The sequence below is a fragment of the Pseudomonas sp. UBA6276 genome (assembly GCF_002438365.1).
GTDB classification, from domain to species: domain Bacteria; phylum Pseudomonadota; class Gammaproteobacteria; order Pseudomonadales; family Pseudomonadaceae; genus Aquipseudomonas; species Aquipseudomonas coleopterorum.
In genome coordinates, this window is sequence record NZ_DJUS01000016.1 from 39295 (window position 1) to 61865 (window position 22571).

Annotated in this window: 15 protein-coding genes and 1 pseudogene; 3 read left to right on the forward strand and 13 right to left on the reverse strand. The window is 63.3% G+C overall.

The annotated features are described in order from the left end of the window. The 10 genes and pseudogenes from B2V21_RS02555 to B2V21_RS02600 all read right to left on the reverse strand — a co-directional run. Positions 1–421, reverse strand: a pseudogene (locus tag B2V21_RS02555) (glutamate synthase small subunit); the annotation flags it as partial. A gap of 33 nt (positions 422–454) precedes the next feature. Then, entirely contained in the window at positions 455–4903 is a 4449-nt protein-coding gene (gene gltB, locus B2V21_RS02560; RefSeq protein ID WP_286915943.1) for a glutamate synthase large subunit, read from the reverse strand. A gap of 393 nt (positions 4904–5296) precedes the next feature. Next, complete coding sequence (locus B2V21_RS02565; protein ID WP_286915944.1) at positions 5297–6880, reverse strand: SPOR domain-containing protein; 1584 nt, start codon at positions 6878–6880, stop codon at positions 5297–5299. A gap of 114 nt (positions 6881–6994) precedes the next feature. After that, positions 6995–8098 carry a 3-dehydroquinate synthase gene (aroB, locus tag B2V21_RS02570; protein WP_286915945.1) on the reverse strand — a complete coding sequence of 368 codons (1104 nt, stop codon included), beginning with the start codon at positions 8096–8098 and terminating at the stop codon, positions 6995–6997. 98 nt (positions 8099–8196) lie between these two features. Next, positions 8197–8715, reverse strand: a complete 519-nt coding sequence (gene aroK / locus B2V21_RS02575; RefSeq protein WP_056844424.1) for a shikimate kinase AroK — start codon at positions 8713–8715, stop codon at positions 8197–8199. A 4-nt stretch (positions 8716–8719) separates the two neighbouring features. Beyond that, positions 8720–10846: a type IV pilus secretin PilQ gene (gene pilQ / locus B2V21_RS02580; protein ID WP_286915946.1), complete on the reverse strand. Its 2127-nt coding sequence runs from the start codon at positions 10844–10846 to the stop codon at positions 8720–8722. A 35-nt stretch (positions 10847–10881) separates the two neighbouring features. Then, positions 10882–11409, reverse strand: coding sequence for a pilus assembly protein PilP (locus B2V21_RS02585; RefSeq protein ID WP_049861768.1), 528 nt, complete (start codon positions 11407–11409; stop codon positions 10882–10884). Beyond that, positions 11406–12065 carry a type 4a pilus biogenesis protein PilO gene (pilO, locus tag B2V21_RS02590; RefSeq protein WP_049861767.1) on the reverse strand — a complete coding sequence of 220 codons (660 nt, stop codon included), beginning with the start codon at positions 12063–12065 and terminating at the stop codon, positions 11406–11408. Before pilO ends, B2V21_RS02585 begins: the two co-directional genes overlap by 4 nt. Further along, on the reverse strand, positions 12062–12631 hold the full coding sequence (locus B2V21_RS02595; protein WP_049861766.1) for a PilN domain-containing protein: 570 nt from the start codon (positions 12629–12631) through the stop codon (positions 12062–12064). Before B2V21_RS02595 ends, pilO begins: the two co-directional genes overlap by 4 nt. Next, positions 12632–13696 carry a pilus assembly protein PilM gene (locus B2V21_RS02600; RefSeq protein ID WP_056844427.1) on the reverse strand — a complete coding sequence of 355 codons (1065 nt, stop codon included), beginning with the start codon at positions 13694–13696 and terminating at the stop codon, positions 12632–12634. Positions 13697–13876: 180 nt separating this feature from the next. On the opposite strand from B2V21_RS02600, the gene B2V21_RS02605 reads away from it, so the two are divergent. Further along, positions 13877–16324 carry a penicillin-binding protein 1A gene (locus tag B2V21_RS02605; RefSeq protein WP_286915947.1) on the forward strand — a complete coding sequence of 816 codons (2448 nt, stop codon included), beginning with the start codon at positions 13877–13879 and terminating at the stop codon, positions 16322–16324. A gap of 260 nt (positions 16325–16584) precedes the next feature. Continuing rightward, complete coding sequence (locus B2V21_RS02610) at positions 16585–17499, forward strand: Abi family protein (RefSeq protein ID WP_286915948.1); 915 nt, start codon at positions 16585–16587, stop codon at positions 17497–17499. Between the two features lie 100 nt (positions 17500–17599). Here the strand turns inward: B2V21_RS02610 and B2V21_RS02615 are convergent, their stop codons facing one another. The 3 genes from B2V21_RS02615 to rpmE all read right to left on the reverse strand — a co-directional run bounded on the left by B2V21_RS02615 (position 17600) and on the right by rpmE (position 20083). Then, positions 17600–18868, reverse strand: a complete 1269-nt coding sequence (locus B2V21_RS02615) for a malic enzyme-like NAD(P)-binding protein (protein WP_286915949.1) — start codon at positions 18866–18868, stop codon at positions 17600–17602. A 190-nt stretch (positions 18869–19058) separates the two neighbouring features. After that, complete coding sequence (locus tag B2V21_RS02620; protein ID WP_376787041.1) at positions 19059–19829, reverse strand: thermonuclease family protein; 771 nt, start codon at positions 19827–19829, stop codon at positions 19059–19061. A 35-nt stretch (positions 19830–19864) separates the two neighbouring features. Further along, complete coding sequence (rpmE, locus tag B2V21_RS02625; RefSeq protein WP_043193699.1) at positions 19865–20083, reverse strand: 50S ribosomal protein L31; 219 nt, start codon at positions 20081–20083, stop codon at positions 19865–19867. A gap of 220 nt (positions 20084–20303) precedes the next feature. Here rpmE and B2V21_RS02630 point away from each other — a divergent pair, with 220 nt between their 5' ends. Beyond that, complete coding sequence (locus tag B2V21_RS02630) at positions 20304–22523, forward strand: primosomal protein N' (RefSeq protein ID WP_286915950.1); 2220 nt, start codon at positions 20304–20306, stop codon at positions 22521–22523. Positions 22524–22571: the final 48 nt, after the last annotated feature.

A 22571-nucleotide genomic window follows, 5' to 3' on the forward strand; every position in this document is an offset into this window, starting at 1 on the left:
CCGGACGCCAGCCCATGGCGAACGCGGTGTCGGTGATGTACTTCTCCACCGAACCGATGGTCACTGCGCCAAAACCGTCGTTGAGGGTGCAGGCACCCTCGCACAGACGATCCTGCGGGCACACCCGGCCGCACACTTCGGGCAGGGTGTTGGTCTGGTGCGACAGCTCGGCGGCCGCGAGGATGTTGCCCTCGGCGACCAGCTTCAACCAGTTGGGAATGAAGTTGTGCACCGGGCACTTCCATTCGCAGTACGGGTTGCCACAGCCCAGGCAGCGGTGGGCCTGATCGGCCGACTGCGCGGGTTTGAAGGGCTCGTAGATTTCCACGAACTCTTTCTTGCGTTGACGCAACAGTTTCTTCTTCGGATCTTTGCGCCCGACCTCGATGAACTGGAAGTCATTACTCAGACGTTCAGCCATTGTTAAAACCTCATCAAACTCTTCAGGCGCATATCACTGCGGGTTGGCACGGGTGCTGGACAGCAGCGATTTCAGGTTGGCGGCCTTGGGCTTGACCAACCAGAAGCGACGCAGGTAGTCGTCCAGGTTTTCCCAAAGGTTGCGGCCCCATTCGCTGTCGGTTTCGGCGACGTATTCGGCCAGCACGCGTTCCAGGTGAGTACGGTAGGCTTCCATGGCTTCGCCACTGATGCGCTGGATTTCCACCAGTTCGTGGTTGACCCGGTCGACGAAGCTGTTGTCCTGGTCGAGCACGTAGGCGAAACCGCCGGTCATGCCCGAGCCGAAGTTGTAGCCGGTCTTGCCTAGCACGCAGACGAAACCGCCGGTCATGTATTCGCAGCAGTGATCGCCCGTGCCTTCAACGACCGTATGGGCACCGGAGTTGCGCACCGCGAAACGCTCGCCTGCGGTGCCGGCGGCGAACAGCTTGCCGCCCGTGGCGCCGTACAGGCAGGTGTTGCCGATGATGGCGCTGTCCTGGGTCTTGAACGGGCTGCCCTTGGGCGGCACGATCACCAGCTTGCCGGCGGTCATGCCCTTGCCGACGTAATCGTTGGCATCGCCTTCCAGGTACATATTCAGGCCCCCGGCGTTCCAAACGCCGAAGCTCTGACCTGCAGTGCCCTTGAAGCGGAAGGTCAGCGGGTTGGCGTTCATGCCCTGGTTGCCGTGCAACTTGGCGATCTCGCCGGAGATGCGCGCACCGATCGAACGGTCGCAGTTGCAGATGTTCATTTCGAAATCGCCACCGGTCTTGCCCTGAATCGCCGGCAAGGCCATTTCCACCATCTGCTCGGCCAGCAGGCCCTTGTCGAACGGCGGGTTGCGATCCACTTCGCAGAACTGCGGCTTGTCCGCCGGAATCTGGTCGCTGCCCAGCAGTGGGGTCAGGTCCAGATGCTGCTGCTTGGCGGTTTCGCCGGGCAGCATTTCCAGCAGGTCGGTGCGCCCGATCAGCTCGCCCAGGCTGCGCACGCCCAGCTTGGCCAGCCATTCGCGGGTTTCTTCGGCCACATAGGTGAAGAAGTTGATCACCATGTCGACCGTGCCGATGTAGTGGTCCTTGCGCAGCTTCTCGTTTTGCGTGGCCACGCCGGTGGCGCAGTTGTTCAGGTGGCAGATGCGCAGGTACTTGCAGCCCAGAGCGATCATCGGCGCGGTGCCGAAGCCGAAGCTCTCGGCGCCGAGAATGGCCGCCTTGATCACGTCCAGGCCGGTTTTCAGGCCGCCGTCGGTCTGTACCCGCACCTTGCCGCGCAGGTCGTTGCCGCGCAGGGTCTGGTGGGTTTCGGCCAGGCCCAGTTCCCACGGCGCGCCGGCGTACTTGATCGAGCTCAGGGGCGAGGCCCCGGTGCCGCCGTCGTAACCGGAAATGGTGATCAGGTCGGCATAGGCCTTGGCCACGCCGGCAGCGATGGTGCCCACGCCCGCCTCGGCCACCAGCTTCACCGACACCAGTGCGGCCGGGTTGACCTGCTTGAGGTCGAAGATCAGCTGCGACAGGTCCTCGATGGAGTAGATGTCGTGGTGCGGCGGTGGCGAAATCAGGGTCACGCCAGGTACGGCATAACGCAGCTTGGCAATCAGGCCGTTGACCTTGCCGCCGGGCAGCTGACCGCCCTCCCCGGGCTTGGCGCCCTGGGCCACCTTGATCTGCAGCACTTCGGCGTTGACCAGGTACTCGGGAGTGACGCCGAACCGGCCAGTGGCGATCTGCTTGATCTTCGAGCTGCGCACGGTGCCGTAGCGCGACGGGTCTTCGCCGCCTTCACCGGAGTTGGAACGCGCGCCCAGGCGGTTCATCGCCTCGGCCAGCGCTTCGTGAGCCTCGGGCGACAGCGCACCCAGGGAAATCCCGGCCGAATCGAAACGCTTGAGGATCGCTTCCAGCGGTTCGATCTGGTCGATGCTCAGCGGCTGGTCGAGGGTCTTGACCTTGAGCAGGTCGCGGATCATCGACACCGGGCGGTTGTCGACGATCGCGGTGTATTCCTTGAACTTGCTGTAGTCGCCTTGCTGCACGGCGGCTTGCAGAGTGTTGACCACGTCCGGGTTGTAGGCGTGGTACTCACCGCCGTAGACAAACTTCAACAGGCCGCCTTGCTGGATCGGCTTGCGCGTGCTCCAGGCTTCGGCAGCGAGGGCTTTCTGTTCGGCTTCCAGGTCGACGAAACGCGCGCCCTTGATACGACTCGGCACGCCGCGGAAGCTCAACTCGCAGACTTCCTCGGACAGACCGATAGCCTCGAACAGCTGGGCGCCGCGGTACGAAGCCACGGTGGAGATGCCCATCTTCGACAGAATCTTGAGCAGGCCCTTGGTGATGCCCTTGCGGTAGTTCTTGAACACCTCGTAGAGGTCGCCCAGCACTTCACCGGTCCGGATCAGGTCGCCCAGCACTTCATAGGCCAGGAACGGATAGACCGCCGAAGCACCGAAGCCGATCAGCACCGCGAAGTGGTGCGGATCGCGGGCGGTAGCGGTTTCCACGAGGATGTTGCTGTCGCAGCGCAGACCCTTTTCGGTCAGGCGATGGTGCACGGCACCGGTCGCCAGCGACGCGTGCACCGGCAGCTTGCCCGGCGCGATGTTGCGGTCGCTGAGTACCAGCAGGGTACGTCCGGCGCGCACGGCTTCCTCGGCCTGATCGGCGATGTTGCGCACGGCGCCCTCGAGGCCCATGGCTTCATCGTAGTTCAGCTCGATGACCTGGCGATCGAAGCCTGGCCGATCCAGGTTCATCAGCGAGCGCCACTTGGCGGGCGAGATGACCGGCGAGCTGAGGATCACCCGCGAAGCATGCTCTGGGGACTCTTGGAAAATGTTGCGCTCGGCGCCCAGGCAGATTTCCAGCGACATCACGATCGCTTCGCGCAGCGGATCGATCGGCGGGTTGGTGACCTGCGCAAATTGCTGGCGGAAATAGTCGTAAGGCGTACGGACCCGATGGGACAGCACGGCCATCGGCGTGTCGTCGCCCATCGAGCCCACGGCTTCCTGGCCCTGCTCGCCCAGCGGACGCAACACCTGGTCGCGCTCCTCGAAGGTCACCTGGTACATCTTCATGTACTGCTTGAGCTGGTCGCTGCTGTAGAAAGCCGAACCGTGGTCGTTGTCTTCCATGGTCGACTGGATACGCAGCGCGCTCTTGCGCAGCCACTGCTTGTAGGGGTGGCGCGACTTCAGGCGGTTGTCGATGTCATCGGTGTGCAGGACCTGGCCGGTTTCGGTATCGACCGCCAGGATCTGGCCCGGGCCCACACGGCCCTTGGCAATCACGTCCTCGGGCTGGTAGTTCCACACGCCGATTTCCGACGCCAGGGTGATGTAGCCATTCTTGGTGGTGACCCAGCGCGCCGGGCGCAGGCCGTTACGGTCGAGCAGGCACACGGCATGGCGGCCGTCGGTCATGACCACACCGGCCGGACCGTCCCACGGCTCCATGTGCATCGAGTTGTACTCATAGAACGCCCGCAGGTCGGGGTCCATGGTCTCGACGTTCTGCCAGGCCGGCGGAATCAGCATGCGCACGCCACGGAACAGGTCGATGCCACCGGTGACCATCAGTTCGAGCATGTTGTCCATGCTGGAGGAGTCGGAACCCACGCGGTTGACCAGCGGGCCGAGCTCTTCCAGGTCAGGGATCAGATCGTTGGCGAACTTGGTGCGACGGGCCAGGGCCCAGTTGCGGTTGCCGGTGATGGTGTTGATCTCGCCGTTGTGGGCGAGAAAGCGGAAGGGCTGGGCCAGCGGCCACTTCGGCAGGGTATTGGTCGAGAAGCGCTGGTGGAACACGCAGATGGCGGTTTGCAGACGCTCGTCGGACAGGTCCGGGTAGAAGGCCGTAAGGTCGGCCGGCATCATCAGGCCTTTGTAGATGATGGTCTTGTGCGAAAAGCTGCAGATGTAATGGTCGGTGTCGGCCGCGTTGGCCACGGACGAACGGCGACGGGCGCTGAACAGCTTGATCGCGAACTGCTGATCGCTCAGGCCTTCACCGCCGACGAACACTTGCTGGATCTTGGGCAGGCGCTCCAGGGCCAGACGGCCGAGCACGCTGGTATCGATCGGCACGTCGCGCCAGCCGATCAGTTGCAGGCCGGCGGCCTCGATCTCGCGGTTCATGTTGTCGCGGGCCGCTTGCGCGCGAACCGGGTCTTGGTTGAAGAAGACCATGCCCACGGCGTACTGCTTGGGCAGTTCGCTGCCAAAATGGTCCTTGGCGATGGCACGCAGGAACAGGTCGGGCTTCTGGATCAGCAAGCCGCACCCGTCGCCGGTCTTGCCGTCGGCGTTGATCCCACCGCGGTGGGTCATGCAGGTCAGGGCCTCGATGGCCGTTTGCAACAGGTTATGGCTGGGCTCACCCGACATATGGGCAATCAGGCCAAAACCGCAGTTATCCTTGAATTCATCCGGACGATACAGACCTGTTTTCATAGACACATTCTCACCAGGCTGCCTCTTTTCGAGGCAATTTCTTTTCGATTCAACTAGTTACCATGCGCGCCGAACGTACGCCGGCTTTGCGGAGGCAAAAGGGAGGTTATTGTACACAGCGCAACGGGTGGTCACAAATTCGGCGACGAAATCAATAACTCAATTGTCGCAAATGTGAACGTTTTCCAGCGAGCTATTGTGATAGCGACTTAGTCTGGATTCTGAATCCCGCAGCTCTACAGCGCAAGCCCGCATGTCTACAAGGCCCGTGCTTGAGCCTTCGACGGCAAACGGTGGGACAGGGACGGCGAAGCCTGCTACACAGCGCGTAGCAGGCTCGGGATTCAGATGACGCCGGAGGGTGGGGCGGCGGGGATAGGTGCCGCCCGACAATCAGCGAGCTGTCGCGAGGTCCTGTTGGACGCTGGCGACAGTGCGAGGCCAAGGTTTACCAGCCTGGACCTTGGCTGGCAAGTTCTTGATGGCGGCAACCGCTGCATCGCGGCTCGCGAAGCTGCCGTAGGTGATCACGTACAGTGGCTTGCCTTGCAGGGTTTTCTTGAAGTAACGGAAGTCACCACCCTGCTCCTTGACGTAGGCCTGCGCAGCGCCTTCGTTGCTGGTTCCCAGGATCTGCACGACGTAGTTGCTCGGCGACTGGCCGGCGTACCAGCTGCCACCGGCAGCAGGCTTGGCAGCAGCGGCAGCAGCAGGAGCCGGCTTGGCGGCCACGGTCGGTGCAGGCGCAGGCGCCGGTTTGGCAGCGGTGACAGGTGCAGGCTTGGTGGTCGCCACCGGCGGCGCCTGACGTGCAGGTGCAGGCGTCGGCGTGGGCGCAACCGAAGCCGGTGCACCTGCAGGCACGCCCGCAGGTGGCGCGGTGGTGGTGACGGTCGGCGGCTGTGGCGAAGTGTTCACGGCAGCGCCGGTTTCGTCGCCATCGCCCATGCCGGTGGATTCGGCCAGCGGACCGCGCATGACCGGCTGTTGGCCATTCATCGGCAACGACTGGGTGCTGCCATTGAATTCGACCGACGGATTGCCGTTGTTGGATTGGGCGGCAGTTGGCTGCCCCTGACCCATCGGCAACTGAGCCTGTTCGGTGGTGCTCGGCGCCTTGCCATCACGGCTGGGTATCAGCCAGGCGGCAGCCACCGCGACGACGACAACGGCGGAAATCGCCAATACGTGTTTCTTAGGCATCTTAAACCCCATAGCAGGACGCTTCACCGACGAGCGGCTAGCGATCATGGCCTCGATCAACGTATCACGAGCAACCTGGTTGATGGCCCCTGGCCAACCATCCGAGTTCTCGTGAATGTCGGCAATCTGGTCATTGGTGAGCAACTGGATACCCTTCCCGGCACCTTCCAGACGCAGCGCCAGGTATTCGCGGGTTTCCTCGAGGCTGTACGGTTGCAGCTCGATCACGTGGAACAATTCCTGCCCGGCGCTGAACTGCTCCAGGCCCGCGATCAAGGAAGGCTCGCCGAACAGGAACACGTGAGGGCGCCCGTCCGCAGTGCCCGCCGCCAACGCCAGCAGGGCTTCGAGTGCGGATTCGTCGAGTTGTTCCGCGTCGTCCACCAGCAGGTAGACTTCCTGCCCGGTGAGCCCCAGCTGGACGATCTGCGCCAGCATGGCCGGCACTTCCAGGGTATTGAGGTTGAGCGACTGGGCGACCTGGGTCAGCACGCTCGCGGCATCACCGGCACCGCGTGCCGAGACCACGATGCTTTGCACCGACTGCTTGTTGGTACTGGCGACCAGGGCCTGACGCAGGAGCGTCTTGCCACTGCCGTGCGGGCCGGTGACTACCAGCAACAGCTGGCTGTAGCGCGCCAGATGGTGCAATTGCCCCAGCACCGGCTTGCGCTGGGCCGGGAAGAATTTGAAGCCAGGCACCCTTGCGGCGAAGGGGTCATGATCCAATTGGTAGTGGCCGAGAAAGGCCTCATCGGCATGCAGACTTGTCATCGAACTCTCGTAGAACAAAGGTGAATCGTTGATGGGTTGCTGGAACCACGTCCTGCTGGAATACGCCGGGCTCAACACCTGTGGGAGCGGGGCGGGCGGCGAGCGCCTTCACAATCACGCTTCCAGCCCGGCGACGATGGCGCGGTAATCCGCTTCCAGGGTCGCCTGAAGCACATCATGCGGGTAGTCGGCGGTGATCACCGCTTCGCCCAGGCTGCGCAGCAGCACCAGGCGCAGACTGCCATCCAGCACTTTCTTGTCGATCGCCATGTGCTCGAGGAAATCGGCCGGCGTCATTTCCGCTGGCGGCACCACCGGCAAACCGGCGCGCAGCAGCAGACGAATGCCGCGGTCCCGCTCGGCCTGGGTGATCCAGCCCAGGCGCATGGACATCTCCAGCGCCATCACCGTACCGGCCCCCACGGCTTCTCCGTGAAGCCACACACCATACCCCATATGGGTCTCGATGGCGTGGCCGAAAGTATGCCCCAGGTTCAGTGTGGCCCGCACACCCGACTCGCGTTCGTCCGCCCCGACCACGCGGGCCTTGGCTTCGCAGGAGCGAGCGATGGCCACCGTGAGGGCGGCCTGGTCGAGCGCCCTGAGGGCATCGACGTGTTCTTCCAGCCAGCCCAGGAACGGCTCGTCGCAGATGAAACCGTACTTGATCACCTCGGCCAGACCCGCCGACAGCTCGCGCGGCGGCAGCGTGGCCAGGGTCGTGGTGTCGATCAGGACCGCCTGCGGCTGATAGAACGCGCCGACCATGTTCTTGCCCAGCGGATGGTTGATGCCGGTCTTGCCGCCCACCGACGAGTCGACCTGGGACAGCAGCGTGGTCGGCACCTGAATGAAATCGACGCCGCGCTGATAGCAGGCGGCGGCAAACCCGGCCATGTCACCGATGACGCCGCCGCCCAAGGCGATGACCGTGACGCGTCGATCCAGCCGTGCGGTGAGCATGGCATCGAAAATGGTCTGCAGGGTTTCCCAGTTCTTGAAGGCTTCGCCGTCTGGCAGCACCACGGGCACCACCGAGTAGGCACCCAGGGTCTGGGTCAGGCGATCCAGGTAGAGCGGCGCCACCGTGGCGTTGGAGACGACCGCCACCTTTCGCCCGGCAATGTGCGGGGCCAGCAATGAGGCTTGATCGAGCAACCCTTCGCCGATGTAGATCGGATAGCTGCGCTCGCCGAGGTCAACCTTGAGTGTCTGCATCTGTCCCCACTCTTGTTTTTCTGAAAACCGCTGCCATGAAATCACGGTAGCGCCAAACGATCCTGCAAGCGCCGCGAACACCTTCGGCTACACGCGCCTCAGCGCGGCGGCAGGCGTTGCAGACGTTCGAGGATATCGAGCACCACCATGCGCGGCGGACGCTCGTCGGTCTGCACCACCAGATCGGCGATCTCGCGGTACAGCGGATCGCGCACCGCCAACAGGGCCCGCAGCGTGGCCTCTGGATTGGCGGTACGCAATAGCGGCCGATTGCGATCACGCGCCGTGCGGCCCACCTGTTGCTCCACCGAGGCGTGCAGGTACACCACACGCCCACCGGCGTGCAGTGCCTGGCGATTGGCGTCGCGCATGACGGCGCCGCCGCCGGTGGCCAGCACCAGACCGTCGAATTCGCACAGCTCGGCCAGCATGGCCTGCTCGCGATCGCGAAAGCCGACCTCGCCTTCCTGGTCGAAGATCCACGGGATATTCGCCCCGGTACGGGTCTCGATTTCCTTGTCGGAATCCTTGAACGGCAACCGAAGCTCTTTGGCCAGCAGACGGCCAATGGTGCTCTTGCCTGCACCCATTGGCCCAACAAGTATCAAATTTCGCACAGAATCAACGACTCACAGCAATCGCCTGGTTATTCATGATACGCGGTGTCAAGAATACCAGCAGCTCGGATTTGGCTTCCGACACGACATCCCGACGGAAAAGGCGCCCAACATACGGCACGTCGCCCAAAAAGGGCACCTTGTCCACGGTTTTACTTTGCGTGTTGGAGAAAACCCCGCCAATGACGATGGTTTCGCCGTCGTTGACCAGCACCTTGGCGTTGACCTCGTTCTTGCTGATGGGCGGCACGCCCAGTACGGCGTTCAGGTAGTCGGGCTCATCCTTGGTGACCTTCACTTCCATGATGATGCGGCTGTCCGGGGTGATCTGCGGCGTCACTTCGAGCGACAGCGAAGCCTCCTTGAACGATACCGTGGTGGCACCGCTGGAGCTGGCCTCCTGGTACGGTACCTCGGTGCCCTTGAGGATCTTCGCGGTTTCCTTGTCGGAGGTCACCACCTTGGGCTGCGAGACGATTTCACCGTTGCCGGTGCTCTCCATGGCGCTGAGTTCGAGGTCCAGCAGGACGTTGTTGGTCACGAAGCCCAGGCCGATGCCGGAGGTCGCATCGGCGGCGCCCAGATCGATAAAGGGCGTGTTGCTGCCTACGTCGGCGCCGGTGTTGCCGGCTTCGTCGCCGTTGTTGTCCAGGCCGTAGGCAGTCCAGTTGTGTTTGCCACGCAGGTTGGTCGAGCCGCCCCAGCGCACGCCCAGCGCCTTGTCGTAGCCGACGTTGGCCTCGACGATGCGGGCTTCGATCATCACCTGCCGTACGGGGATGTCCAGTTGGGTGACGATGCGGCGCAGTTCGTCGAGGCGGTCCTGGGTCTGGTAGGCAATGATGTTGTTGGTGCGTTCGTCGACCGTGATCGAGCCGCGCTCGGTCTCGACGTTTTCACCACGGGTCACCGACTGGAACAGCTTGGCGATGTCGGCAGCCTTGGCGTAGTTGACCTGCATCAGCTCACGGCGCAGCGGCGCGAGCTCCTGAATCTGCCGTTGCGACTCCAGTTCCTGGCGCTCGCGGGCAGCGATTTCGTCGGCCGGCGCCACCAGCAACACGTTGCCGACCTTGCGCTTGTCCAGGCCCTTGGTCTTGAGCACCAGGTCCAGCGCCTGATCCCATGGCACGTTCTGCAGGCGCAGGGTGATGCCGCCCTGCACCGTGTCGCTGGCCACCAGATTAAGGTTGGTAAAGTCGGCGATCAATTGCAGCACCGAACGCACGTCGATGTCCTGGAAGTTCAGCGACAGCTTCTCTCCGGTATAGACGTTGCGCTCGACGTTGCGCCGCGCCACGTCCTCGTTGGTCAGCGGTCGCACGCTGATGGTCAGGCGATTTTCGGTCTGGTACGAGGAGTAGTCGAAGGTGCCACTGGGTTCGATGGACACGGTCGCGCCATTGGCGCTGGCCGAGGAATTGACGAACTGTACCGGGGTGGCGAAATCCTTGACGTCCAGGCGCACACGCAATGCCTCGGGCAGTTGCGTGCGGGCGAAGTTGAGGAGGATCTTGCCGCCCTGTTCTTGAATGTCGGGGCTGATGGTCGGGTCACTGAGATCGATGATCACATTGCCTTCGCCCAGCTCGCCGCGCTGGAAATCGACGTTGCGAATGGCGCGTCCGGCCGGCACCGCCGCTCGCGAGGTCGCCGGCGCCGGCGAAGACACCGCCGCAGGTCGCGACGCGGGACGGGGCGTGGTCGGCGTAGAGGTCGGGGCCGGCAGCGACGTGCCCTGCAGCGCGGCGGCGCCCTCGCCCACCAGCACGAACAGGTCGTTGCCCTGCACGCGGGTGCTGTAAGGCGCCAGCTTGGTCAGGTTAACGATGACCCGCGTGCGGTCGGTGGCTTCGACCACGACCACGCTGCGAGCGTTGCCCACGCCCAGGTCGCGGCTGCGCGCGCCCAGTTGGCTGGTCACACCGGGCAAGTCGAGGGCGATGCGCGCCGGTTGCTCGGTGGTGTAGCCGCGCGGTGCCGTGACCGGACCGTCGAACGAGAGCTTGAGCTCGACACGATCACCGGGCAGGGAAGCAACGTCGAGCGTCTTCAAGTTCGCGGCCATGACAATCGGTGAAAGCATCGCTATCCCTAGCGAAATACCGAAGGCTGAGAGAATCCTGTTCATTTTCGAGTTCCACTAGACATGCTTGACCCAGCCCTTTACGAGCGCTCTTTGAGCGGGATGGTGCGAGGCCGCTCCAACCAACCACCATCCCCATCGGGAACGATTTCAATGACATCGACCTGGGCATCGCTGATGGCGATGATCCGCCCGTCGTTGCGACCCAGGTAATCGCCCACCTTCAGTCGATGCACGCCACCGGCACCACGCATCAGGGCGTAGCGTCCGCCGGCATTGCCCAGCGTACCGACCATTTCGAATTCCTCGATGTTGAAACCCTCCAGGAATTGCTTGACCCGCGTCGTGTCCGGCTTGATGAGCCTGGACCCCTTCTGCCTGTTCACCAGTTCGATCTTGATCGGTGGCTGGAACGGGCTGCGCAGAGACGCAGCCTCGTAGCTGAACGCCTGATAGGGCGCAAAGCGCGGTATCGGTTCGATCTTGCCCTTGGGCCGCGCCTTGACCTCGGCCATGAATGCATCCAGGTCGGCGAAATCGCCGCCGCCACCACAACCGGCCAGCACCAGCGTGCACAGCGCCAGACCTGCCACGAAAACCGCCCTCATTTCGCTTGCCCCTGTGCCGGTACCGCATTCGTCCCAGGCAGGCCTTGGTCATTGTAACGGTAGGTCTTGGCCAGGATGCTCATGCGCAGCTGGCTGTTGCTGGCCTTGGGATCGACCGGCTTCACTTCGAAATCGTGAAGGGTGACGATCCGCGGCAGGCTGGCCACACCGCTGACGAAAGTGGCCAGGTCATGGTAGGTGCCGGTCACGCTGATCTGTATCGGCAGCTCGATATAAAACTGCTGGGTCACTTCAGGCAACAGTTTTATTTCCTCGAACTCCAGCCCCGAGCCCAGACCGGTGCGGGTGATGTCTTCGAGCAGACCCGGAACCTCGGTGTCGCTGGGCAACTGTCGCAGCATGGCACCGAACGAGGTTTCCATCTCTTTCATCTGTTCGGTATAGGTCTCCAGGTTCGCCGCCTGGAAAGCCTTGGTGGAGAACTGCTCCTTGAGCGTAGTCTCCTGGTCGGCCTGCTGCTGCAACTGCGCTTCCAAGTCGGAGATGTGAAAGTTGTAGCCCAGGCCCAGAATCAGTGCCATGAGCAGCACGCCGGCGATCACCTTGACGGCGTTGGGCCAGGAACCGATGTTGTTGAGGTCCAGCTCGCTGAGCTCGACCTTGCGCAGGCTGTCCATCCAGCTCGAAGGGTTCATTTGTCATCCCCGTCGGCCGGCACCGGCGCCGTCTGGCGCACGGTCAGCTGAAAACTGTTGGCGCCGTTGACGTCGGCACTGGTGTTGGCCTTGACCTCGTTGAGGGTCGGGGCTTCCAGCCAGGGCGAGGCATCGAGGTTGCGCAGCAGGTCGGACACGCGATTGTTGGTTTCGGCAGCGCCGGCAATGGCGATGTTCTTGTCGGTCATCTTCACATCGGTGAAGTACACACCGTCAGGCAGCGTGCGCGCCATCTGGTCGAAGATGCGCCCGATGATCGGCCGGTTGCCCTGCAGGTCCTGGATGGTCTTCATGCGCTCGAGCAACTGCTTGCGCCGCGCCTTGAGCTCGCTGATCGACTTGATGCGCTGGTCGAGCAGGACGATCTCGGACTGCAGGTGGGCATTGCGCGCCGTCTGGATGTCGATGGCATTGCCGATGAATCGGTCTGCCAGAAAGATGATCGCGATGGCGCCCACCACTACACCGGCCATGGCCATCAGAAAGTGTCGCTTGCGCTCTTCACGCAGCTGCTCGCGCCACGGCAGCAGGTTGATCCTTGCCATCTAGTCGAAGCTCCTCAGCGCCAGGCCACAGGCGATCATCAGGGCCGGTGCGTCACTGGCCAGGGCGCCGGCATTGACTCGGCTGCTCAGGGCCATGTCGGCGAACGGGTTGGCCACCAGGGTCGGGGTGCCCAGGCGTTGCTGGATCAGCCGATCCAGACCGGAAATGGAGGCAGTACCACCGGCGAGCATGATGTAGTCGACATCGTTGAACTGGCCGGCGGCGAAGAAGAACTGCAGCGAGCGCGACACCTGCTGCACCACGGCGTCCTTGAACGGCTGCAGCACTTCGGCCACGTAGTCGTCGGGCAGCCCGCCCTGCTTCTTGGCCAGGCCGGCTTCCTCGTTGGACAGGCCATAGCGGCGCTGGATTTCCTCGGTCAGCTGGCGTCCGCCGAACAGCTGCTCGCGGGTATAAATGATGCGGCCGTTGTGCAGCACGCTGAGTGTGGTCATGGTCGCGCCGATGTCCACCACGGCCACGGTCAGGGCCTGATTGCCCCCCGCCAGCTGCGCGGTGAGCAGGCCGAAAGCGCGCTCCAGGGCATACGCCTCGACGTCGACCACCTTGGCGCTCAGCCCGGCCAGGGCCAGGGCGGCCTCGCGCACCTCGACGTTCTCCTTGCGACAGGCGGCCAGCAGGACTTCCACCCGCTCCGGGTTACGTGCCGAATAGCCCTGCACCTCGAAGTCGATGGCGACTTCTTCCAGCGGATAGGGAATGTACTGGTCGGCCTCGACCTTGAGCTGGGTTTCCAGTTCGTCGTCAGACAGCCCGGCGTCCATCTCGATGGTCTTGGTGATCACCGCGGAACCGGCCACGGCCACGGCCACGATGCGCGTGCTGGTGCGCGCCTTGACCAGCACGCGGCTCAAGGCATGGCCCACGCCCTCGAGCTCGGCGATGTTCTTTTCGACCACGGCATTGGCCGGCAGCGGCTCCACGGCATACGACTCGACCCGGAAACGGTTGCCCGTGCGGCTCAGCTCGAGCAGTTTGACCGATGTGGAGCTGATATCGATGCCCAATAGCGAATGTGCTTTCTTGCTGAAGAGTCCACGCACAACCGATTCCCTATTACTATCCGCGACTTACGGACCCTTTGTCGTACGGGGCATTTAATAGCAGTCTTGACAGAAGCGCAAATGACGCTCCGGGCCGAAAAATGCTTATAATGCCCAGCGTTTTTTCCACGTACCGCGTGCTGCGCTTAACTCATTCTTTTATCTGGAAATCCAAAAGCCTTGATACGCCTGCTGAAGTTTTTCTGGTGGTCTTTCCTCGCCGTGTTCTGCGGGCTGTTGCTCGTGCTCAGTGGGGCATTTCTGTATCTTAGCCCCAGCCTGCCGTCTGTCGACGCCCTGCGCAGCGTAGAGCTGCAGATCCCCCTGCGGGTGTTCAGCAGCGACGGAAAACTGATCGCCGAGTTCGGCGAGATGCGCCGCTCGCCGATCAAGTTCGCCGAGATTCCGCCACATTTCATCCAAGCCCTGTTGTCCGCCGAGGACGACAATTTCGAAAACCATTACGGCGTCGACCCCAGCAGCCTGATGCGCGCCGCCTCGCAGCTGGTGCGCAGCGGTCATATCCAGACCGGCGGCAGTACCATCACCATGCAGGTCGCCAAGAACTATTTCTTGACGTCCGAACGCAGTTTTTCCCGCAAAATCACTGAAATCCTTCTTGCCTTGCAAATCGAGCGCCAACTTACCAAGGACGAGATCCTCGAGTTGTATGTGAACAAGATCTACCTGGGCAACCGGGCCTACGGTATCGAAGCCGCTGCACAGGTGTACTACGGCAAGTCGATTCGCGACGTCAGCCTGGCGCAGATGGCGATGATCGCCGGCCTGCCCAAGGCGCCGTCGCGCTTCAACCCGCTGGCCAATCCGGTGCGCAGCAAGGAGCGTCGCGACTGGATCCTGGGGCGCATGTTCCGCCTGGGCAAGATCGACGAAGCCAGCTACAACGCCGCCATCAACGAGCCGCTCAACGCCAGCTACCACGTGCCCACGCCGGAAGTCAGCGCGCCGTGGATCGCCGAGATGGCCCGCGCCGAGATGGTCGGCCGCTACGGCAGCGATGCCTATACTCAGGGTTTCAACGTCACCACCACGGTGCCCAGCAACCTGCAGGAAGACGCCAACCACGCTATCAGTGCCGGGCTCATCGCCTACGATCAGCGCCACGGTTACCGTGGACCCGAAGCGCGCCTGCCGGGCAAGACGCCACGCGAGTGGGCGGTCGAACTGACCCGCCAGCGTCCGTTGAACGGCCTGGAGCCGGCCATCGTGACCAAGGTCGACAAGACCGGCATCACCGTGCTCACCCGTGACGACAAGCAGGAATCGATTGCCTGGGACAGCATGAAATGGGCGCGCCCGTTCATGAACACCAACAGCGTCGGGCGCATGCCGACCCAGCCTGCGGACGTCGCGCAGGTCGGCGATTTGATCCGCGTGCAGCGTCAAGACGATGGCACTCTGAAGTTCAGCCAGGTACCGACCGTGCAGAGCGCCCTGGTCTCGCTGGACCCGCGTACCGGTGCCATCCGCGCCCTGGTCGGCGGCTTCTCGTTCGAGCAGAGCAACTACAACCGCGCCATGCAGGCCAAGCGTCAGCCTGGTTCGAGCTTCAAGCCGTTCATCTACAGTGCCGCACTGGACAAGGGCTACACGCCCGCCAGCCTGGTCAACGATGCGCCCATCGTGTTCGTCGATGAATCGGTGGACAAGGTCTGGCGACCTAAGAACGACACCAACACCTTCCTGGGCCCCATCCGCCTGCGCGAAGCGTTGTACAAGTCGCGCAACCTGGTGTCCATCCGGGTTCTGCAGAGCCTGGGCGTGGACAGCACCATCGACTACATCAGCAAGTTCGGCTTCAACAAGCAGGACCTGCCGCGCAACCTGTCACTGGCGCTGGGCACCGCGACTTTGACGCCGATGGAAATCGCCACTGGCTGGAGCGTGTTCGCCAACGGCGGCTACAAGGTTTCGCCCTACTTGATCGAGCGGATCGACAGCCGCAACGGTGAAACCCTGTTCCGCGCCAATCCGCCGACCGTACCGGCTGACGAAGTCGCTGCCGCGTCGCCCCAGCCCGCGCCAGGCACGCCCGCGCCGGAACCGGCACAGATCGGCGTCGACGCGACCCTGACTCCAGGCGCGCCACCGGCACCGGTGATCGCCGAGCGCGTCATCGACGGGCGCACCGCGTTCATCCTTACCAGCATGCTCGAGGACGTGATCAAGAAGGGCACCGGGCGCCGCGCCATGGCGCTGGGCCGAACCGATCTGGCCGGCAAGACGGGGACCACCAACGATTCGAAGGATGCCTGGTTCTCGGGCTACAACGCCGACTACATCACCACCGTGTGGTCCGGTTTCGACCAGCCCGAAACCCTGGGCCGGCACGAGTTTGGCGGCACCGTTTCACTGCCGATCTGGATGACCTACATGGGCGCCGCACTGAAAGACAAACCTGCCCACGTGCAGCCCGAGCCCGAAGGCATCCTGAGCCTGCGGGTGGACCCGATCAGCGGCCGTGCGGCTGCCCCGGGCACAGCCGGCGCCTACTTCGAACTGTTCAAGAGCGAAGACACCCCGCCCTCCAACAGCGAGTTCGGCGGCGGCAGCGCACCAGGCAGCCCGCTCCCGGCCGATGAATCGGCGCCGATCGATCTGTTCTGATCAAACCGGCCCTGTGGTCGCAACGGCCAATCCCCGATCTGGTTTACACCTGCTTCGGGGTTGGCCTGCTTGGTCCAGGTGTTGTCGACATAGCCTGATGCAAATGCATTCAGGTTACTGGCTTGCATCGAATTGACGCGCACCAGCCGCATCAGTAGCATCGAAGCCAACCACAACCTCCACGCCTCGGGCGGGCCTTGGCCTGAACTGCGCACCAGGGGGTTTCTTTTTGTCCGCAATAAAGTGAGCAGGATGCTCCGATGGCCCCACAGATAGCCTACACCAAGCACGCTAAAGCCCCCCTCGATCTACTCGCACATCTTGAGGCCAAAGGCTTGGCCGTCCCTCAACCAGAAAGGGCTCTGCACGCCCTACAACTGATTGGCTACTATCGATTACTCATCTATATGCGGCCACTTCAGAGCAACCGAGACAGGTTGTTTTTCTCAGGCGTCGAGTTCGATGACATTCTGGCGCTTTATGATTTTGACAGACAGCTCAGGCTTATCTGTCTGGACGCGGTTGAGCGCATAGAAGTAGCAATGAGAGCTGCAATCATCAATACGCTTGCGATCGATCCGGTGGCGGGCCCTCATTTCTACCTGGATTCGGCACACTTCATCAACACGCAGGCGCATGCGTCGTTCATGCGTGCGGCGACCGACCCCACCACATGCAAACATCAAGCTGTCGAGCACTACCTCGATACCTATGACTCACCTCCCTACCCGCCTATTTGGGTCGTCCTGGAAGCAACGACATTCGGGCCATTGTCTTATCTGTACGCAAGCCTGCTTCTACCCTACCGAAAAGCCATCGCCAAAGCCTTCGGCTTCGACGAGAAGATATTGGTCACCTGGTTCAGAAGTATCAACTTGCTACGAAATGTCTGCGCTCATCACTCCCGCCTCTGGAACAAGAACAATTTGGTCAACGCACCAGGCGTCGCGAAATCGCTAAGGGCGGAGTTTCCAGACCATACCGATCGAGGCCGGGTCGCAGCGCGGGCTGTGCCCTTGGTAGCACTTCTGGCAGTGATCGATCCAGAGTCGGACTGGAAGCAACGATTCAGGAGTGTCCTGCTCAGCGCTCCCGCCGCCATGGCAAAAGCCGGATTAGACATGTCGGTGATGGGATTCCGACCTGGCTGGGATACAAGGAGATTTTGGATCTGACGTAAAGCGTGGACCTCCTGTCGCCATGTGCCGATAGACGATCCACAAAAAAGCCCCGACTCTCGCGAGCCGGGGCTTTTTTTATGAGGCTTTCAAGGGATCAACCGTTGAACACGTCATCCACGCTTTTGAGCGGGTAGTGCTTGGGGTACGGCAGGGTGGCCACACCGGTCTCGATCGCGGCCTTGGCCACGGCGTCGGAGATCAGGGTGATCAGGCGTGGGTCCATTGGCTTGGGAATGATGTACTCGCGGCCGAACTCCAGGGAGATGCCGCCGTAGGCATCGCAGACTTCCTGAGGGACCGGCAGCTTGGCCAGTTCGCGCAGGGCGTTGGCTGCGGCGATCTTCATCTCTTCGTTGATGCGCTTGGCGCGGACGTCCAGGGCACCACGGAAGATGAATGGGAAGCCCAGGACGTTGTTGACCTGGTTCGGGTAGTCGGAACGGCCTGTGGCCATGATCACGTCGTCACGGGTGGCGTGCGCCAATTCCGGGGAGATTTCCGGATCGGGGTTGGAGCAGGCGAACACGATCGGGTTGGCCGCCATCGACTTCAGGCCTTCGGCGCTCAACAGGTTCGGACCCGACAGACCGACGAACACGTCGGCGCCCTGCAGGGCATCGGCCAGGGTGCGCTTGTCGGTGGTGTGGGCGAACACTGCCTTGTATTGGTTCAGGTCGTCACGGCCAGCGTGGATCACGCCGGTGCGGTCGATCATGAAGATGTTTTCGATGCGAGCGCCCATGCTCACCAGCAACTTCATGCAGGAGATGGCCGCAGCGCCAGCGCCGAGGCAGACGATCTTGGCGTCTTCCAGGGTCTTGCCACCGATTTCGAGGGCGTTGATCATGCCCGCCGCGGTGACGATGGCGGTACCGTGCTGGTCATCGTGGAACACCGGAATGTCGCACTGTTCGATCAGGGCACGTTCGATCTCGAAGCACTCGGGCGCCTTGATGTCTTCCAGGTTGATGCCGCCGAAGGTGATCGAGATGCGCTTGACGGTGTCGATGAAGGCCTGTGGGCTTTCCGAGTCCACTTCGATGTCGAAGACGTCGATGCCGGCGAAACGCTTGAACAGAACGCCCTTGCCTTCCATGACCGGCTTGGAAGCCAGTGGGCCGAGGTTGCCCAGGCCCAGGATGGCGGTGCCGTCGGAGATGACCGCTACCAGGTTGCCCTTGCCGGTGTACTTGTAGGCCAGTTCGGGATCGCGACCGATTTCGCGAACGGGCGCGGCCACGCCTGGGCTGTAGGCCAGCGACAGATCACGGGCGGTGGCAGTGGGCTTGGTGAGTTCGACGCTCAGTTTGCCTGGGCGTGGATGGGCATGGTACTCGAGAGCGGCAGTTTTCAAATCTGACATGGGGGCGTTCCGCTTTTACTGTTGGTCTGACGAGACCCGCGAGGATACGCAAGATGCCTACACCCGACAAGACTACCCAGTCACTTGCGTCAAGGCCCCTGGCCTACGACTTTCGGCGGATATGGCCAGGTCCGCGAAAGGCCTGTTCAAGGCCTGCGGATCAACCAATGCCTCGCCGCCGTCGACAGGCTCAGGGCTGTATCTGCACCATGGCGGGGTCGCTGACCGGCAGCATCCAGCGCAACTGCCCTGCGCCCTGATTGCCGCGCCGGCTGCGATCCAGCACCCAGCCGCGCGCCTCGACCTGGCGACCTTCGAGGGTATCGAGCCAGCCGTCCGGGAACAGCCCGAACACCTTGGGCGCGACGTGCAGCACCACCGAGTCGTCGAGTTCGATCCAGGCCCCGGCGCGGTTGCGCTCGACCTTGCTGACGCGCCCACCGAGCAGGGCAAAACCGGCGCGCTCCACCTGCGCGGCAGCAATGGCCGGCGACTGACGCCAGATGCCCAGCCCGGCCTGTCGCGCCGCACGTTCGGCACTCTGCTGGCACGCGACCTGGTCGACATTGGGCGCCACCGCGACCTGTAGGGCCAACCCCTCGGCCAGCAATTGCGCCTCGAAGTTCAAGCCGCCGCGGCCATAGACGTTGGCCAGGGTGCGCTCATAGCGATCCTTGCTTTCGCGACCCAGCTGCAGGCCGACCAAGCCGTCGCTGTCATCGACCAGTGCCTGCAACCGGCGCCGGGCAGCCACCGCATAGGGCTCGTCACTCTGCCCCTTGCGACCGATCTCAGGCGCATTGATACCAATCAGCCGAACGCTGCGACCATCCTGTAGGCGCAGGGTATCGCCGTCGATGACCTGCCGTACCTGAGCGGTGCTCAGCCCGCCCGGAGCCGGGCAGTAGACCTCGGCCTGTGCGGCGCCCAGCCAGAAGACGCCCACAAAAAAGGCGCCCACACGGGGCGCCTTCTTCAACAGCGAGAGCAAACCAATCAAGCTTTCTTGGCGCCGAAACCGCCGAAACGCTGCTTGAAACGGTCAACACGACCGCCAACGTCCAGGGTTTTCTGCTTGCCGGTGTAGAACGGGTGGCATTCGGAGCAGACGTCGAGGCTCAATGGCTTGGCCAGAGTCGAACGGGTCTTGATAACGTTACCGCAGCTGCAGGTAGCGTCGATGGCTTCGTATACTGGATGGATATCGGCTTTCATGGTGACTTCCTCAGGCTGCGTGCCGCCACCCGACACCATTGTCGAGTACCGCACGTAATTAGGCCGCGTATATTAACAGAATCCGGCGAACACGCAAGTTGTCGCTTGCGCCGACCGTCGTCTGCTAGGCTGCGCACCTCGAATCCTTCGAGCGCGGTCACCCGCCGTGACCCTGGCTCCGCCCACGATTGCAGTCGCCTCCACTCAAGAGAATTCCCGCGTGCCCGACGTCATCCTGCGCCTCGCCCTGCCCTCGCCGCTGCGACGCCTGTTCGACTACAAGGCGCCTGCCCACACGGCGCAGACCGTGTTCACCCCGGGCATGCGCCTGCGGGTACCGTTCGGGCGGCGGGAGATGATCGGCATACTGGTCGAGGTGGTCAGCCACAGCGAGGTACCGGCCGACAAACTCAAGCCAGCCATTGCCCTGCTCGATCCGGTCAGCCCGCTGCCGCCGGCGCTGTTCAAGCTGTGCCTGTGGACCTCGCAGTACTATCAGCACGGCCTGGGCGACACCCTCAGCTGGGCACTGCCGGTGTTGCTGCGCCAGGGAGAACCGGCCGAGGCCCGCCAGGAGCGCTTCTGGCACGCCGCCGCCGATGCACGCCTGGACGACCCGCGCATCGCCCGCGCGCCCAAGCAGCGCGACGCCCTCAAGACCCTGGCCCAGCATCCCCATGGCGTGGCGCATCAGCTGTTGAGCAAGCTGCAGCTGAACAAGGACAGCCTCGACCTGCTGCTGGCCAAGCAACTGGTCAGCGTCGAAGTGCGCCGCCATGGCCCCGGCCCACGCGCGGAACACTGGCTGGCGCAACCGGAACTGCCGCTCAACGAAGAGCAACGCGCCGCCTTCGAGGCGATTCGCGCCAGCCTGGGCGGCTTCCACGCGTTTCTCCTCGCGGGCGTGACCGGCAGTGGCAAGACCGAGGTGTACCTGCAACTGATTCACGAGTGCCTGGAGGCCGGCAAGCAGGCCCTGGTGCTGATCCCGGAGATCAACCTGGGGCCGCAGACCCTGGCGCGTTTCGAACAGCGCTTCAACGCACGCATCGCGCTGGTGCATTCGGCGGTCAACGACCGCGACCGTCTCGACGCCTGGCTGGCCGCCCGCGACGGCGAGGCCGACATCATCATCGGCACCCGCTCGGCGCTGTTCACGCCCATGAAGAACCCTGGGCTGATCATCATCGACGAAGAACACGACGGCTCCTATAAACAGCAGGAAGGCCTGCGCTATCACGCCCGTGACCTGGCGCTGGTGCGCGCCAGCCAGGAAGACATTCCCATTGTCCTGGGTTCGGCCACGCCATCCCTGGAAAGCCTGCACAATGCCCACACCGGTCGTTACGGCCTGCTGCGCATCGACCATCGCGCCGGCGGCGCCCAGCAGCCCAAGTTCCTGCGCCTGGATGTGAAGAGCCGACCGCTGGACAGCGGCATCAGCGGACCGATGCAGCAGGCCATTGGCCAGACCTTGGCCAACGGCCAGCAGGTGCTGGTGTTTCTCAACCGCCGCGGCTTTGCCCCTACCCTGCTGTGCCACGATTGCGGCTGGCTGTCCGAGTGCCCGCGCTGCGATGCGCGCACGACCGTTCACCAGCGCTCGGGCGAGTTGCGCTGCCATCACTGCGGCCACGTCGAACGCGTACCGCGCCAGTGCCCCAAGTGCGGCACCGTGGACCTGCGGCCGGTGGGCGCCGGCACCGAGCGCGCCGAAGAACGCCTGGCGATCCTGTTTCCCGACTACCCGGTGCTGCGCGTCGACCGCGACAGCACCTCGCGCAAGGACGCGATGAACCAGTTGTTCGCGACCATCCAGAAGGGCCAACCGTGCATCCTGATCGGCACCCAGATGCTGGCCAAGGGGCACCACTTCCCACGGGTCACCCTGGTGTCGATCCTCGATGCCGACGGCGGGCTGTTCTCCGGTAACTTCCGCGCCAGCGAGCGCATGGCGCAATTGATCGTTCAGGTGGCCGGCCGCGCCGGGCGCGCGGAAGAACCGGGCAAGGTGATCATCCAGACGCACCTGGCCGACCATCCGCTGTTGGTGCAATTGACCGAGCAGGGTTACTTCGCCTTCGCCGAGCAGGCCCTGGCCGAACGCCGCGCCGCCGGCCTGCCACCCTTCGCGCACCTGGCGCTGCTGCGCGCCGAGGCCCACAAGCCGGGCCAGGCCGAAGCCTTTCTGGACGAAGCCTGCGCCGCCGCCGAAGCCTTGGTGGCGCAACTGGGACTGGGCGGCCTCGAACTGCTGGGGCCGGTGCCTGCCCCCATGGAACGCCGCGCCGGACGCTACCGGGCGCAGTTGCTGGTCCAGGCGACGTTGCGAGCACCCCTGCACCGCTTGCTCAATGCCTGGATGCTGCAACTGGAGCAACTGCCGAGCGGGCGCCAGGTGCGCTGGTCGCTGGATGTGGACCCGGTGGATTTGTATTGAGATAGGCGCACCTGGAGTGCGGATCGGCGGTGTCTGCCGACGCGGCTT

Excerpts from the sequence above, each read along its gene's own strand:
- gltB (WP_286915943.1), bottom strand. The coding sequence starts at position 4,903 with ATGAAAACAGGTCTGTATCGTCCGGATGAATTCAAGGATAACTGCGGT.
- B2V21_RS02565 (WP_286915944.1), bottom strand. The coding sequence starts at position 6,880 with ATGACAAGTCTGCATGCCGATGAGGCCTTTCTCGGCCACTACCAATTG.
- aroB (WP_286915945.1), bottom strand. The coding sequence starts at position 8,098 with ATGCAGACACTCAAGGTTGACCTCGGCGAGCGCAGCTATCCGATCTAC.
- pilQ (WP_286915946.1), bottom strand. The coding sequence starts at position 10,846 with ATGAACAGGATTCTCTCAGCCTTCGGTATTTCGCTAGGGATAGCGATG.
- B2V21_RS02585 (WP_049861768.1), bottom strand. The coding sequence starts at position 11,409 with ATGAGGGCGGTTTTCGTGGCAGGTCTGGCGCTGTGCACGCTGGTGCTG.
- pilO (WP_049861767.1), bottom strand. The coding sequence starts at position 12,065 with ATGAACCCTTCGAGCTGGATGGACAGCCTGCGCAAGGTCGAGCTCAGC.
- B2V21_RS02595 (WP_049861766.1), bottom strand. The coding sequence starts at position 12,631 with ATGGCAAGGATCAACCTGCTGCCGTGGCGCGAGCAGCTGCGTGAAGAG.
- B2V21_RS02610 (WP_286915948.1), top strand. The coding sequence starts at position 16,585 with ATGGCCCCACAGATAGCCTACACCAAGCACGCTAAAGCCCCCCTCGAT.
- B2V21_RS02615 (WP_286915949.1), bottom strand. The coding sequence starts at position 18,868 with ATGTCAGATTTGAAAACTGCCGCTCTCGAGTACCATGCCCATCCACGC.
- rpmE (WP_043193699.1), bottom strand. The coding sequence starts at position 20,083 with ATGAAAGCCGATATCCATCCAGTATACGAAGCCATCGACGCTACCTGC.